This window comes from Psychromonas sp. MME2 (assembly GCF_040566515.1).
Taxonomy (GTDB): Bacteria; Pseudomonadota; Gammaproteobacteria; order Enterobacterales; family Psychromonadaceae; genus Psychromonas.
Window position 1 is genome coordinate 39,038 of record NZ_JBEWXI010000003.1, and the last position, 16,166, is coordinate 55,203.

Below are 16,166 nucleotides of genomic sequence, written 5' to 3' on the forward strand. Positions count from 1 at the left end.
GTAAATGCTTACTTACTGTAATCATCACCATAGCCAAGGCTGTGTAACGCACGCATGTCATCAGCCCAGCCAGATTTAACTTTCACCCAAACTTCTAAAAAGACTTTCGCATCAAAAAGTTCTTCCATATCAAGGCGAGATTGTTTACTAATCTCTTTAATTTTGTCACCTTTATTGCCGATAACCATCCGTTTTTGACCGTCTCGCTCAACTAAAATCAATGCATTAATATGCAACACACCATTTGCTTGCTGTTTAAATTGCTCAATTTCAACGGTGACTGAATAGGGAAGCTCATCACCTAGAAAACGCATTAGCTTCTCACGGACTATTTCTGACGCCATAAAGCGTGACGAACGATCAGTGATATAATCTTCAGGAAAATAGTGCTCAGATTCAGGCAAAGCCTGTTGCGCCCATTGACGGATTTTTTCCACATTATCGCCTTTTTTAGCAGACATTGGCAGAATGTGAGCAAAATTATAACGTTTAGCTAATGTTTCTAAGTGCGGTAATAAAAGCTCTTTATCTTCAACATTATCAATTTTGTTAACGGCTAACACTACCGGGCATTTTAAGTACTGTAATTTACTCAGTACCATTTCATCATCTTCGTTCCAGTGTGTCCCTTCAACGACAAAAATCACCATTTCAACATCATTAATTGAGCTCGCTGCAGAGCGATTCATCAAACGATTAATCGCACGTTTTTCTTCTACATGTAGCCCCGGAGTATCGACAAAAATAGTTTGATACTCGCCGACGGTATCTATACCTAAAATGCGATGACGAGTCGTTTGCGCTTTGCGTGAAGTGATACTCACTTTTTGACCTAATAAGGCATTAATCAATGTTGATTTACCCACATTTGGACGACCAACAATTGCCACTAATCCACATTTTGTACTCATTTATTGTGCTCCCAGTAAAAATGCTAACATTTTTTCGGCGGCCACTTGCTCCGCTTTGCGTCGACTTGTCCCCTGCCCCATCACCGAGGGTAAACCTTCAATAGTGCAGCTCATTGTAAAACGCTGGTTATGCGCTTCACCTTTGATTTCAATCACTTCATAGACGGGTAGTGCTTTTTTACGTGACTGCAAACGTTCCTGTAAACGCGTTTTCGGATCTTTTTGGCTAATTCCCGGTTTAATCGTCTTTAAACGACTATCAAACCAGCCTAAAATCAAACCCTTAACAGTATCAATATCCGAGTCAAGGAAAGCCGCACCAATAATCGCTTCAACGCTATCAGCGATAATGGAGTCGCGGCGAAAACCACCACTTTTCAACTCTCCCGGCCCTAAAATCAAGCAATCACTTAGAACAAATTCACGCCCTATTTCAGCTAACATTTTTCCGCACACTAAGGTCGCACGCATGCGACTTAAATCACCTTCATCCACATTAGGAAAACGGGTGTAAAGATCCGTCGAAATTGCAAAACTTAAGATTGAATCCCCTAAAAACTCCAATCGTTCGTTATGATTTCCCAAGGCACTGCGATGAGTGAGCGCTTGTTTGAGTAAATTAAAATCTTTAAAGGTATAACCGATGCGTCTTTCTAAACGTTTTAATTCGTCATTCTTAATACTCATTACTTAACACCACCGATACGATCAAATCGAATACCACTGGGTACCCAAGTAGGAAGAAAATCATCGCGGTGACGGTAGAACTCAAAACTTACCCAAATTGCAACGGCTTTACCCACTAAATTCTGCTCCGGAACAAATCCCCAATAACGGCTATCTTTACTGTTATCTCGGTTATCCCCCATGACAAAGTAATTACCTTCAGGCACAATCCATTCATAGGCGTAGGTATCTGCTTGCTGATAATAATAAGCGACATGGTCGCTACGCAGCGGATTGATTAATACTTTATGGGCCACTTCACCTAATATTTCGCTATAAACTTGCATCATACTCTCTTCATCGGCAAAATCTTGCTCACCGATATACTGCGTATCAACGGCTTTATAGTTACCACATTTTTCTTTTTCACATGCAGGAACAAGATAAAGGCGCTTATCTTTATAAACAATTTTATCCCCCGGTAAACCAACAACACGCTTGATGTAATCAACACGAATATCTTCTGGGTATTTAAATACCGCGATATCACCGCGTTTAGGCTCGCCAACTGGGATCAGTGTATTTTGCCAAACAGGCTCTTTGACACCATAGGAAAATTTTTCAACTAAAATAAAATCACCAACTAATAGGGTGGGCATCATTGAACCCGATGGAATTTGAAAAGGCTCATATAAAAAAGAGCGCAAGACAAAAACAATCGCAATGACGGGAAACAGTGATCGCGCATTTTCGATGATCACATTTTCAGGATAGATACCTGCCAATGTTTGTTCATCTAATACCCCTTCCACTTTATCCTGTGCTGCTTGTCTAGCAGCAACTCGTTTAGGCCCCCATATAAATTTATCAAGCAGCCAGACAATACCGGTAACAAAGGTTAATATAACCAAAATAAGTGCAAACGTATTTGCCATTTTCATTCCTATTATTTAGATTTTCTTTTATTCAATCAGATTATTTAAGCTGACATGTAGGCACATATCCGTTTAACTAATATGACTACCAATTATGCGTAAACAACTTGAATACGCAGATTTTTGACCTGTTTATATAAAGCGAAAAATGCGCTGTTTAAAAAAACAGCGCATTTTTGCCATTTACTCTATGGGTTGGGACAGCTATTTATCTTTGCCAATATGCAACACCGCAAGGAATGCTTCCTGAGGAATATCAACATTACCGACAGACTTCATTCGCTTTTTACCCTCTTTTTGTTTCTTCAATAGTTTTTTCTTACGGCTAATATCGCCGCCATAACATTTTGCAAGTACATTTTTAGTAAGCTGTTTTACCGTGGAACGGGCAATAATTTTCCCGCCTATCGCCGCTTGTATTGCAATATTAAACATTTGGCGAGGAATAAGCTCTTTCATTTTTTCAACGAGATCTCGACCATAGTTTTCGGAGTTACTACGATGCGTAATGAGCGCGAGCGCATCTACACGATCACCATTTATTAACACATCCACGCGCACCATATCCGCCAATTCAAAACGAATAAAATTATATTCCAGTGAAGCATAACCACGGCTGGTTGATTTCAAGCGGTCAAAGAAATCCATCACCACCTCTCCCATCGGGATATCATAGGTTAGCGCAACCTGATTACCATGATAGGCCATTTTCTTTTGCACACCGCGTTTATTGATACAGAGCGTAATAACATTACCTAAATATTCCTGCGGTACTAAAATATTACACTCCGCAATTGGTTCACGAATCTCTTTAATGCTATTTATCGCGGGTAGTTTAGCAGGACTATCAACATGTTGAACTTTGCCATCGTTCGTTTCTACTTCATAAATAACCGTTGGTGCAGTAGTAATTAAATCAAGATCATATTCACGCTCTAAACGCTCTTGAATAATCTCCATATGCAGTAAACCCAAGAATCCACAGCGGAAACCAAAACCGAGTGCCGATGAATTTTCTGGTTCATAAAATAGTGATGCATCATTAATACTCAACTTACCCAAGGCATCGCGAAAACTTTCGTAATCATCGGAGCTCACGGGGAACAAGCCAGCATAAACCTGTGGTTGCACGCGCTTAAATCCAGCCAAAGGTGCACTTGCTTCGTTGTTAGCAAGTGTTAATGTATCACCAACTGGCGCACCAAGAATATCTTTAATGGCTGAAATAACGTAGCCCACCTCACCCGCTTTTAAGATCCCCGTTTCTTTCTGTTTAGGCGTGAAATAGCCCACTTTGTTAACTAAGTGAACCTGACCAGTAGACATCACCTTCATGCGGTCACCAACTTTAATTTGGCCGTTTTTAATACGCACTAAGGAAACAACACCTTGATAGTTGTCAAACCATGAATCAATAATTAAGGCTTGTAATGGCGCATCAAGATCCCCCACTGGTGGCGGAATAGCACGCACAATTTCTTCTAACACCAAATCGACACCAAGCCCGGTTTTAGCAGAACAATGGACAGCTTCCGTCGCATCAATACCGATAATATCTTCTATCTCTTCAGCAACACGAATAGGATCGGCCGCAGGCAAATCTATTTTGTTCAGAATAGGTACAACTTCTAGGTCCATCTCCATTGCGGTATAACAGTTAGCAAGTGTTTGTGCTTCAACGCCTTGCCCTGCATCGACCACTAACAATGCCCCTTCACAGGCTGCTAATGAACGCGATACTTCATAGGAAAAGTCGACGTGTCCCGGCGTATCGATAAAATTAAGCTGGTAAGTTTGACCATCTTTGGCTTTATAATCGAGCGTCACACTTTGTGCTTTAATGGTAATTCCGCGTTCACGTTCAATCTCCATTGAATCGAGTACTTGCGCTTCCATTTCTCGAACCGTTAAGCCACCACAAATGCTGATTAAACGATCCGACAACGTTGATTTGCCATGATCGATATGGGCGATTATTGAAAAGTTACGAATATTTTTCATGAATACATTAAATACCTGTGTTATTGCATGCTGCATGCGCTGTAATATGGGCTTTCATAGCGACGCTTTCTAGACTTTAAAATGGAGCAAGAAGCTTCGATATATAAATGCTACGCATTCTAACGAATTAATCAATCCACCGCTATCTTTATGACACAATCCCCTTTTCAATAAAGATAGCAAACAAAGATATCGCCAATAGAATAGAAAATAATCACTTTTAATTTTTCACCAATCCTTTTTAAGCGTGTGCTATTTCACAAAACCAACCTACTTATGTTCAATAAGCACCTATTATTGTTAACAGAATTGATCGTTTTAGCTTACAATATGTTTGCTTTTTTTAGGGAACAGTAACGGCAAGGAGCAAATTAATTTGTGCAGCCAACAACCGAAAAAAGAGATTCTTAATCATTATTCAATCCATATCGCATCTATCGATGTCGATGTTTTTCTATCTATCTTTGAGGTTATTTAATTATGAAATCAAACACATCTGTGTTGCTTTCTGTCGCAGTGGCGATATTAGGATTTATCGTTATTTCTGTATCAGGCATTAATATACCTGGTCAATATTTATTTGTTATTGGCGCTTTAGCAACGGGGCTTGCCATTCAATTTATTCCAACAACTAAATCAACGAACACAAGTGAAGAAGCAAACACTGCAGATTTTACAACTGCGACACTTTATGTTGGAAACTTACCTTATCGCGCAAATGAGATGGCTATCCGTACACTGTTTTCAGAGCATGGCAAAGTTATTTCAGTACGTTTAATGAAAGATAAGCACACCGGTAAACGTCGTGGCTTTGGTTTTGTAGAAATGCCCGAGGAAGATGCTAAAAATGCTATCGCTGCATTAAATGAGTATGAATTTCAAGATCGCTCATTAAAAGTGCGTGAAGCGAATGAAAGAGCACCACGCAATGATGATAATAGCGAAAATTAGTCAATATTTATTGCTATCTGCATAAACGCCCTTTGGGCGTTTTTTTATGCCTGCTCGATATTATCATTGCAGGCGAGGTTAATTAAAAAAGCGAATTCCCTCGCCGTATCATGAAAAGGCTTAAATCGACCAGACTTACCACCATGACCCGCTTCCATATCCGTATACAACAGTAATTGATTGTTATCAGTTTTTAATGCCCGCAACTTGGCAACCCACTTCGCGGGCTCCCAATATTGGACGTTCGAATCATGTAAGCCTGTGGTGACTAACATGTTTGGATAATCCTGCCTTTTTACTTGATCATATGGACTATATGAGAGCATATAATGATAATAGTGTTCAATATTAGGATTTCCCCACTCATCATACTCTCCCGTTGTTAAAGGTATAGATTCATCGAGCATAGTCGACACAATATCAACAAAGGGGACTGCAGCAACAATACCGCAATATAGCTCGGCCGCATCATTGATAACCACCCCCATCAATAATCCTCCAGCACTGCCTCCCATGGCAAAAACCTTACTAGGATCTGCATAATTTTGTGTAATTAATCCTTTGGTCACATCTATAAAATCATTAAATGTATTTTTCTTTTTTAGCAGCCTTGCATCTTCATACCAAGCACGCCCAAGCTCCTCACCTCCTCTGACATGGGCCACCGCATATACAAAACCACGGTCTAATAGACTGAGATTAGCAGCACTAAAGGTAATATCTAAACTGTGTCCATAGGAACCATAGCCATAGATTAAAATAGGATTATGGTTATTGAAAAGTGCACGTCGGTAGACCAAAGTGACGGGAATATTGGTACCATCGCGGGCTACTATGGTAATTCGTTCACTTTTGTAATCACCACTTTCAAAACCACCCATCACAATGCGCTGTTTTAATATCTCAGTAACACCACTATTTAAGTCAAGCTCATAAACGGTTGTAGGCGTGGTAAAAGAGGTATATTGGTAACGAAATTTACTGCTATTAGGATCGGGATTGTAATGACTAAACACACTATAGGCAGGATCATTAAATGTAATGAGTTTAGATTCGCCGCTATTATAGTGAATTTGGCGTAGCTGAGGTAATCCTGCAGACCGTTCTTCAACAACTAACCAATCAGACATTAATTCAAAGTCTTCAAGTAATACCGCTTCTCGAGCTGAAATTAACGTTTTCCAATGTGCACTATCACTATTAACCGATACACGGGAAGTTTGTAAAGCAAAGTTTTTACCGGATAAATTCGTGCGTATGTAAAATAGGCCTTGGAAATGGTCAATCCGATATTCATGCCCTTCTGATCGCGGCAAAAATATCTGCGGCGGCTGTAGCGGATAATTAGCATCTAACAGCAAGCATTCCGACGTTGTACTGCTTTCAATATAAATAACGACATATTGTTCACAACGCGTTTTATATATATCAACATAAAAGCTTTCATCACTTTCTTGGTAAACTAATTGGTCATTTTCTATCGCATCCCCGAGCGTATGCCGATAAACTTGATAGGGCAATAAAGTCTTAGGATGTTGCTTAACATAAAAAACCGTTTTATTGTCATTTGCCCAAACGACGGCAGAAACATCTTCAATGATGTCATCAAGTACCTCGTTCGTTTGCAAGTTTTTAAAATAGAGCCGATATTGCCGACGACTAATAACATCCTCAGAAAAAGCCAATAGCATGGCGTTGCTTGATAGTGTTAAATCACCTAATTCATAATACTCATGCCCTATTGCGCGCTGATTGCAATCCAGATAAATCTCATCTGCAGCATCCATTGTTCCTTCATGTCGACTATAAATAGGGTAATCTTTGCCTTCATCAAATCGCGATAAATAGTAAAAGCCATTTTTAAAATAAGGAACCGTACTTAGCGCAGGCTCTTGTCGCGCGACCATCTCTTTATATAAGGTATTTTGTAATGTCGCTAATGGTGCCATTTCATGCTCTGTATAGGCATTTTCTTGTTTAAGATAATTTAACACGTCAGCGGATTCGCGTTTATCATCTCGTAGCCAAAAATAATCATCACAGCGTTGATGACCATGCATCTCGTGAATATACCGTTTTTTCGGTGCGTAAGGGGCATAACGTTTATTAGCAGTTTGCATGGCTTGCTCAATGATGATTTAAAGAGGGGAAATATTAACACTCGCTAATAGATTGGCAAAGCATGCCTTGAAATAGAGTAGTGAAAGGAAGCATTAATTCAAGAAGAGTAAATGGATATAAAAAAACAGCTCCCAAGGGAGCTGTTTGATGTATTGATTTAACCTTTATTACCACCTGCGGTTAAACCACCTACTAACCATTTTTGTGCGAGCATGAACACAACGGTAATCGGTATTGCCGATAGAACCGCTGCGGCTGCGAAATCGCCCCATAAATAGTTTTGTGGGTGCAGATACTGTTGCATACCAACCGCTAAGGTATAGTTCTCAACAGGGACGTCAACTAACAATAATGAAGCAACTGGCACTTCAGTAACTGCAGCCACAAATGACAGGATAAATACCACGGCTAGAATAGGCACAGAAAGCGGTAATAACACCAACCTAAATGCCTGCCAAGGTGTCGCACCATCTAACGATGCAGCCTCTTCTAGAGAAACATCAATCGTTTCAAAATAACCTTTGATAGTCCAAACATGTAATGCAATACCGCCTAAATAAGCAAAGATTAAGCCCCCGTGAGTATTTAAACCAAGGAATGGGATATAGTCACCAACTTTATCGAATAATGCATATAACGCCACTAACGCAAGCACAGCTGGGAACATTTGAAATATTAACATCCCTTCTAACAATACTTTTTTACCCGCAAATTTCATTCGAGCAAATGCGTAAGCAGATGTTGTTGATAATACAACAACTAATATTGACGTAATACCTGCTACTTTCACCGAGTTCCATAGCCAGCTCAAAACCGGAAATGGAGGCGCTGAAATAGTTCCATCGGCATTAGTGACACTTAAACCTAATGCAAGTCGCCAGTGATCTAGCGTTGGGTTATCAGGAATTAACGATCCCGCTGCGAAGTTACCTTCTCGAAACGAGATGGCAATAATCATCAATAGTGGAAATAAAATCGTTGCACAAAAGATTAATAAAAATGCATGGGCAAACCAGACGCGTTTTTGTTCATTTTTAGATTTAACAATAGCCATTAGATTGTTCCTTTAAGAAGCTTGTTGTTTTTTCGAAGCACGTAGGTTAATAAATGCTAACACAGCAACCATCAAGAAGATTATTGTTGCAATCGCACTTGCCAAGCCAAAGTCTTGACCACCACCACCTTCAAAGGCGATACGGTATGTATAACTAACCAATAAGTCTGTATGACCAGCTGGAGTCGAAGAACCGATAATATCCGGCGTACCGTTGGTTAATAGTTGAATCAATACAAAGTTATTAAAGTTAAAGGCAAAACTTGCAATCAGTAGTGGCGTTAACGGTTTAATGATTAATGGGAAAGTTATTTTAAAGAAATTATCTAACGGTCCCGCACCATCAATTGCAGAGGCTTCATATAAATCACTCGGAATTGATTTTAATAGACCCATACATAGGATCATTACATAGGGGTAACCTAACCATGTATTAACAATTAAGAGCATTGCTTTTGCTAAATAAGGTTCAGTAAACCACTTTAATTGAACACCGAAAATTGCATTTAGAAGTCCATTTATCTCACCAAAGCTTTGGTTAAATAAACCTTTAAATATCAAAATAGATATAAAAGCGGGTACCGCATATGGCAGTATTAACAGCATACGGTAAATTGCTTTACCTTTTAACTCATCCCACTGCACAACCGTTGCTAGTACAAGGCCCACAGCCAGAGTAAAGAATACTGAGCCACCAGCAAAAATAATTGTCCAGATAAAAATTTGTAAGAATGGTCCTTGAATACCTTTATCGAGGAAAATACGAGCAAAATTATCCCAACCGTTATTAACCACAAATCCAGGTGTCAATAACTGACCTGAGAAATTACCATTTGCATCAACACCCTGATAATTACCGACTTCAAAATTCGGTTTAATAGTCGTGCCATCAACTTGATTAATTAATGTACCTTGATCATCAGCAGCAGCATACAGAGGTACAACTTCAGAAAACTTACGTAATCCCTGCATAGAGAGAACTTTTTCATCAATGGTATACAGTTTTAATTTACTTAAATTACTACGGTTTTGAACAAGGAATCGAACTTTAGCAAGCTCACCAACTCTCTCATCACCAGCGACTTTTAAGTTAACATTTTCCTCAACTGAACTTAATGTTAACGGGGCTGTAACAAAAACGTCCTCACCTTTACTTAAGTAAAGCTGAATCTTTTCGTCATCTAAAATATAGACATCAAATTTATAACTTGTTCCTGGCTTTTCATAGGTTTGTGCTAGAAATTGTGATTCAACACGTTCAAATGTTAATTGATTCGCACCACTATAGTTAGTAAAGGCGATACCGACCGTATACATAAGTGGGAATATGATGAATAAGAACATTGCCGCTATGCCAGGATATACATAACGATGAGCGTATGTATCTTGACGTGCAAAAACAACCACACCCGAGGAGACCAAAACAAGGGTTACTAACGCAAACACAATTTCGTCTTGTGCATACATCAAAACAACTGCATAACCCGCTATTAATGAAATAAGTGTTAATAATCCCCACTTAATCCAATTCGCACTAGAAGACGGTGCATTTTCCGATTTAATAGATAGTTCCATAAATTCCTCAGAGGTAAAACTCAATCAATAAAGACTCTTAGAGTGACTACCCTAAGAGCCTCTTTTTACTTACTATTGTTATTTAACAATACGTGCAGCTGCAGCATCTAGCGCAGCTGATACAGTCTGACGACCTTGTACAGCATTGTTGATTGCAGCACCTTCTGCATACCAGAATTTTGACATTTCAGGTATATTAGGCATTAACTCACCAGTTTGAGCATTTTGCATTGTTGCAGCAATACGAGGATCTGCTTCAAGCTTAGCTTGGAAAGAGTTCAATGCCACAGCACCAAGTGGTTTATCATTATTTACTAACTCAAGACCAGCATCAGTCAATAGATAGTTTTCGATAAACTCTTTTGCAAGCTCTCGGTTAGGGCTCGCAATATTAATACCTGCAGTTAATACACCTACGAATGGTTTCGCTGCTTTACCTTTAAATGTAGGTAAAATTGTTACGCCATAGTTAACGCCACTTTTATCAATATTGCCCCAAGACCAAGGACCATTGATAGTCATCGCTGTTTCACCTGCGTTAAATGCAGATTCAGCAACTGAGTAATCAACATCTGCACTGATCTGTTTGCTAGAAATCATATCAAGTAGGAATTGTAGTGCCGCTTTTGCACCAGGCTCATTTACACCTGTATTTTTAACGTCATAACCACCGTTAGCAAATTTGAATGCGTAACCACCGTCAGCAGCTAGTAAAGGCCATGTGAAGAACGGTTCTTTTAAGTTCCACATGATTGCTGATTTACCATCTTTTTTAAGTTTCGCATCAAGGGCAGCCATCTCTTCCCATGATTTAGGAGGATTAGGTACTAAATCTTTGTTGTAAATCAAAGATAGAGATTCAACAGCGATTGGGTAACCGATATATTTACCGTCATACATTACCGCATCCCAAGTAAAGTCAGCCATTTTACCTTTTAACTCTTTACTTGGTTTAATTTCAGCTAGTAAACCAGCTTTAGCCCAACCACCGAAACGGTCATGAGCCCAGAATACGATATCTGGACCAGCACCAGTCGCTGCTACTTGACCATATTTTTCTTCTAATTTGTCAGGATGTGCAACAATGACTTCTATACCAGTGTCCGACTCGAATTTTTTACCAACTTCAGCTAAGCCGTCATAGCCTTTATCACCATTAATCCAAATAGTGATTTTGCCACCGTCCATTTTTGCATGAGCAACATTTACACTGCCTAGTGCAACCAATACTGAAACAGCTAATGTACCTAATACTTTTTTCATAAAAATTCCTTTAAAATATAAATGGTAGTTTTTAGTTTTGTATCATTCTTCAACTTCGTTTTTCATCTGGTTTATCTAATAACCTTAAAAACGAGGGAGACAATAGCCCCCCCCCAAAAAAATCGTCACCCCCCCTCCCTCTACGCCCCCCCTAAACAATGCCATGTTAATGTAAATAATGTTACCTAACGCACTAAATTAGGGTTAAAAGCCGCACGAGTTAGTTGCAATGGATATCGTTTTATTGCATTTTAAACGCCGCTGGGAGGAGGTTATTTATAGAAGGGCGTAGCTTATTTAACTGCACATCTATATTCTTCATCCATAAAACGTTAACATATATTAACTAACTATCATTACGCCTAACATTTTACTGTAAAATCAAACAATAATGTTTGCTATTTACGACGATAGGATTGATGTAAAGCTGTATTAAAGCGCGAATGAAAGCGATAGCAGCATCAAATAGTCGAATCAAGGAAGAAATTAAGTATCTAACGAAGCTACTTAACTAGTATTAGATGCTGCTTTAATTAAAGGTTTAGTATGATTATCAAATCAAAATTATCACTCCCCACTCCACTTAAAAGAAGCATAGTCCGCAAGCGACTGATGCACAACCTAGGGAATTGCAAATTAGGGTTAATTTGCGCACCTGCAGGTTATGGAAAAACCACTGCAATGACAGATTGGGCACAAAGTAAAAAACATTTAGCTTGGTTTAGCATTGATCGATTTGATGATAACATCAGCCGCTTCAGTAATTATTTTATCCACTCCATTAATGAAATAAATGCCATTAATTGCCCTGCTTCACTAGAAGCTGTCAAACAGAGTCAATACCCTGACCTGATCGATCTCTTCACTCTCTTTATTAGTGAAATATCTGAATATAACGTGCCAATTTGTATTAACTGGATAACTACCACCACATAAAAAACCCAGTTATTCACCAAGGTATCAGCTTTTTTATTAAAAACATGCCTAATACTTGGCAAATGGTTATTGCCAGTCGCACACACCCAAATTTACCAGTTTCCAATTTACGCCTTAAGCAGCAGCTTTTTGAGATATCCGAAGCTGAATTAGCATTTACCGATTTAGAAACTGATTCTTTTTTTGCACTTTGCACTGATTTTTACCGCGACCCTGAAAAACAACAGGCATTACGCAAAAGTGTAGATGGTTGGCCAGCCGCCTTACAACTGGTTTCAATTCTAAGTAAAGATAGCGATACATTTAATGAATGTGCTGAACAAATAGGTAAAAGTAATCATGCCTATCTCTGGGATTATCTTGATGAGGAAGTTTTTTCTCTACTTAATCCAAAATTGCAGACCTTGCTATTAACGATTGCACCACTTAACAAAGTTGATGCGGATATTGTTAATAGCCTCTGTCAAATTGATAATGGTCAAGAACAGTTAGAGCGCCTACAAGAACAAGGTGCTTTTATCGTAGCTAACAACAATCAAAAAGAGTGGTTCACATTTCATTCATTCTTTAAAACCTTCCTCTTGCATAAATGCAAAAACACTCCGGGGATTAAGAGCGACCATACAAAGATTGCACGACTTTGGTTATCTAAACAGAATATCGAAGAAGCATTACCCCATGCCCTAAAAAGCCAAGACCAACAATTAATTATTGATTTACTTAAAGGGGCTGGTTGGCAACTACTCGACGATGGCCACTTAAGTAGTCTCGATGAATGTTTTGACATTATTAAAGATGCAATATGGGAATATCCAGAGCTTGTACTACTAGAATTATGGATGCTACGCAGTCGCCATCAAGGTTACAAAGTCGAGCCCCTTATCAAGAAAGCAGAAGCAATTTTTGCAGAGAAAAATATTTCCCTCTCTGAACAAGTAAAAAATGAGCTACCCGTGATTCATGCACAAATAGCAATAAATCACGGAAAAATTGAAGATGCCTTGAGTCAGGCTCAAAAAACATTATTAACCATGGAAACAAATAGCATACGGGTTAATATTGTTGCACAGGCAATCATGGGGGAAGCATACCACTGCCTTGGTAATCTACCGCTCGCATATCAATATTTTCAAGAAGTGAAAATGCTCGCCAATGGACAGCACATGCACCAAAGTGTGATTTGGGCTTTTTACCAACAGGGTGAAATACTTCATGCACAGAGTAATCATGTCGAAGCTGAAAGACATATCGATGCAGCGATCAGCTTGATCAACAAGTATCATTTGCAGAAATTACCCCTATATGCTTTTCCACTACATTTTAAAGCACAAAAGGCCTATCAAGAGGGCGACTTTGAACTTGCAGAACACCTTTGTAAAAGTGCTTTAAAAGTGGTTTCTCCCTATGGAGAACAGTGGCGTTTATATACTTATACGTTACAAGCAAAGATAGCGCTGGAGAAAAAAGATAGTGACCAAACCGCGCCCTTAATTGAAGAGATTGAAAGACTAATACGAAAACAACATTTTCATAGTGATTGGATAGCATCTGCAAACTATGTTCGCATAAAATACTGGCGTACTTGCAACGATATCACCGCGATTGAACGTTGGCTAGAAAATGCACCTATTCCTGAGCATGCTCGCAATCACTTTGATCAATGCCACAATCGCAATCGCATTCGTGCTTATATACAGCTAGGGGATTTAGACAAAGCAGAGACGTTATTAGAAAGTAATATTGCCGATGCCCAAGCGTGCGAACTATTACAGGAAGTCAATCGTAATTTAATCTTATTAACAACTGTCGACTGCCGCTTAAAGAAATTAGAATCAGCTAAGAAACATTTATTACAAGCTTTAGAGTTATCCCTATTAACGGGATTAACAACTTGCTTTGTCCGAGAATCAGGTAATTTAAAATCAGTTTACCTAGAATTAGCGGATGATGATTCACTACTTCATTCCGTAAAAGAACGATTAGCTTATTTGCTCTCCCTATCTGGCATTAACGTAAACGAGCCACAGAAAATCCCTTTTACGCCTGAAAGTGTAAAAAAAATTCAAGCGCATCCTCGCGTTCCTATGTTAGTAAAAAATATTCAGCTAACGCCTAGGGAGTGGGAAGTATTGGGGATGATGTATGCAGGTTACCGAAATCATCAAATAGCAAAAATGATGGGCGTTGCACCAACAACTATAAAATCTCACATTCGTAACGTTTACCAAAAACTAGGCTTAGGTGATCGTAATGAGGCAATGGTTTTAAGTGAAGAGTTGGTCACACTTATTGATGAATAGCCATTCACAGTAAAAAAAATAGTCCATAATAGGAATGTAAAATGAGATAGATAATCAAAAATAACGAGATCTGCTTCTCAAAAGCCAACTCTACGCCCCCTCAAATAAGGCCTACGCCCCCTTGAGGAGGATGCTTATGAAGCGACCATAGCTCAGAATATTTATCTAGAATATTTTGGTTTATATTATCTCCTATGCATTTGATTAGATTCCTAATACATAAGAAATAAACTAAATCCTATAAACATCAATAATAGAGAAGGTAAAGTTAATGGCAGGCGTTGTATTAAAAAAAATAACAAAAGCATTTGGTAATGTTGTTGTTCAAAAAGATATTGACTTAGAAATTGTTGATGGTGAATTTATAGCCTTTGTTGGCCCATCTGGCTGTGGTAAAACAACACTACTACGTATGATTGCTGGATTAGAAGATATTACATCCGGTGACCTCTATATCGATGGCGAACGTGTTAATGACACACCTCCATCAAAACGCTCTATCAGCATGGTATTTCAATCCTATGCACTTTATCCTCACTTAAACCTTAAGGACAACATGACCTTTGGTTTACGTTTAGCGAAAACACCAGAAGCTGAAATTCAAGAGCGTGTTGACTATGCCTCTTCAATTTTACAACTTGGTTCTCAGCTACATAAAAAACCAAAAGAGTTATCAGGTGGTCAACAACAACGTGTGGCAATTGGTCGTACGCTAGTAAACCGTCCAAAAGTATTGCTATTTGATGAGCCACTATCAAATCTTGATGCATCACTACGTGTACAAATGCGTATTGAAATTACCAAACTGCACAAACGTCTAAATTCAACTATGGTTTATGTTACACATGATCAGGTTGAAGCGATGACAATGGCTGACCGTATCGTAGTACTAGAAGGTGGTCGAGTGGCACAACTTGGTACACCTCTTGAGTTATACCATAATCCTGAAAATCGTTTTGTAGCAGGCTTTATCGGTTCACCAAAAATGAACTTTGTAAATGCACGAGTTCAAGAGTTAAATGATGAAGGCGTTGTAGTTCAATTAGCTGATAAATCACTAATCACGGTACAAGTTGAGCACGATACATTAAAAATTGGTGATCCCGTTTCAGTTGGTATTCGCCCTGAGCATATTGATACATCATGCTCTGTTCAATGTGGTGATGGAAGCAAAAAAGATTGTCTCGTTGGTGAAATCCAAGTACTTGAGCAATTAGGCCATGAAACACAAATTTATGTAGAAGCTAAAGGCATTGAAAGTGACTTAATCATTCGTTACTTTGATGTTGCTAAAGTGGCTCTAGGCGAAGAGATTGCGTTTAAATTCCCAGCTCATCGTTGCCACCTATTTAAAGAAGATGGCACAGCATGCCGTCGTACCTTTAAAGAAATCGGTAGCCTTTAAATAGTAATGATGCTTTAACCACCAAAAAGGAGCCTTAAGGCTCCTTTT

The 16,166-nt window shown here is 38.9% G+C and carries 12 protein-coding genes; 4 read left to right on the forward strand and 8 right to left on the reverse strand.

What is annotated here, in order from left to right; genetic code table 11:
• Window positions 1-8: 8 nt before the first annotated feature.
• The 4 genes from era to lepA all read right to left on the reverse strand — a co-directional run bounded on the left by era (window position 9) and on the right by lepA (window position 4,513).
• The gene (gene era / locus AB1A03_RS05140; protein ID WP_354623526.1) at window positions 9-911 is read right to left on the reverse strand and encodes a GTPase Era; all 903 of its coding nucleotides are present in this window, start codon (window positions 909-911) and stop codon (window positions 9-11) included.
• Window positions 912-1,598, reverse strand: coding sequence for a ribonuclease III (gene rnc / locus AB1A03_RS05145; protein WP_354623527.1), 687 nt, complete (start codon window positions 1,596-1,598; stop codon window positions 912-914).
• On the reverse strand, window positions 1,598-2,512 hold the full coding sequence (lepB, locus tag AB1A03_RS05150; protein ID WP_354623529.1) for a signal peptidase I: 915 nt from the start codon (window positions 2,510-2,512) through the stop codon (window positions 1,598-1,600). Before lepB ends, rnc begins: the two co-directional genes overlap by 1 nt.
• A gap of 204 nt (window positions 2,513-2,716) precedes the next feature.
• The gene (lepA, locus tag AB1A03_RS05155) at window positions 2,717-4,513 is read right to left on the reverse strand and encodes a translation elongation factor 4 (RefSeq protein ID WP_354623530.1); all 1,797 of its coding nucleotides are present in this window, start codon (window positions 4,511-4,513) and stop codon (window positions 2,717-2,719) included.
• Window positions 4,514-4,993: 480 nt separating this feature from the next.
• Between lepA and AB1A03_RS05160 the strand changes: the two genes are divergently transcribed.
• Window positions 4,994-5,464 (forward strand): RNA recognition motif domain-containing protein, encoded by a 471-nt coding sequence (locus AB1A03_RS05160; protein ID WP_354623531.1) that lies wholly within the window; start codon window positions 4,994-4,996, stop codon window positions 5,462-5,464.
• Between the two features lie 44 nt (window positions 5,465-5,508).
• Here AB1A03_RS05160 and AB1A03_RS05165 read toward each other — a convergent pair whose 3' ends face one another.
• From AB1A03_RS05165 to malE, 4 genes are all read right to left on the reverse strand, one after another.
• Window positions 5,509-7,584: a S9 family peptidase gene (locus tag AB1A03_RS05165; protein WP_354623532.1), complete on the reverse strand. Its 2,076-nt coding sequence runs from the start codon at window positions 7,582-7,584 to the stop codon at window positions 5,509-5,511.
• Window positions 7,585-7,742: 158 nt separating this feature from the next.
• Window positions 7,743-8,639 (reverse strand): maltose ABC transporter permease MalG, encoded by an 897-nt coding sequence (gene malG / locus AB1A03_RS05170; protein ID WP_354623533.1) that lies wholly within the window; start codon window positions 8,637-8,639, stop codon window positions 7,743-7,745.
• 12 nt (window positions 8,640-8,651) lie between these two features.
• A complete protein-coding gene (gene malF, locus AB1A03_RS05175; protein WP_354623535.1) occupies window positions 8,652-10,214 on the reverse strand; it encodes a maltose ABC transporter permease MalF in 1,563 nt (520 codons plus the stop codon).
• Between the two features lie 78 nt (window positions 10,215-10,292).
• On the reverse strand, window positions 10,293-11,477 hold the full coding sequence (malE, locus tag AB1A03_RS05180) for a maltose/maltodextrin ABC transporter substrate-binding protein MalE (protein ID WP_354623536.1): 1,185 nt from the start codon (window positions 11,475-11,477) through the stop codon (window positions 10,293-10,295).
• Between the two features lie 681 nt (window positions 11,478-12,158).
• On the opposite strand from malE, the gene AB1A03_RS05185 reads away from it, so the two are divergent.
• The 3 genes from AB1A03_RS05185 to malK all read left to right on the forward strand — a co-directional run bounded on the left by AB1A03_RS05185 (window position 12,159) and on the right by malK (window position 16,118).
• Window positions 12,159-12,413: a hypothetical protein gene (locus AB1A03_RS05185; RefSeq protein WP_354623537.1), complete on the forward strand. Its 255-nt coding sequence runs from the start codon at window positions 12,159-12,161 to the stop codon at window positions 12,411-12,413.
• 35 nt (window positions 12,414-12,448) lie between these two features.
• A complete protein-coding gene (malT, locus tag AB1A03_RS05190; RefSeq protein ID WP_354623671.1) occupies window positions 12,449-14,713 on the forward strand; it encodes an HTH-type transcriptional regulator MalT in 2,265 nt (754 codons plus the stop codon).
• A gap of 271 nt (window positions 14,714-14,984) precedes the next feature.
• A complete protein-coding gene (malK, locus tag AB1A03_RS05195; protein WP_354623538.1) occupies window positions 14,985-16,118 on the forward strand; it encodes a maltose/maltodextrin ABC transporter ATP-binding protein MalK in 1,134 nt (377 codons plus the stop codon).
• Window positions 16,119-16,166: the final 48 nt, after the last annotated feature.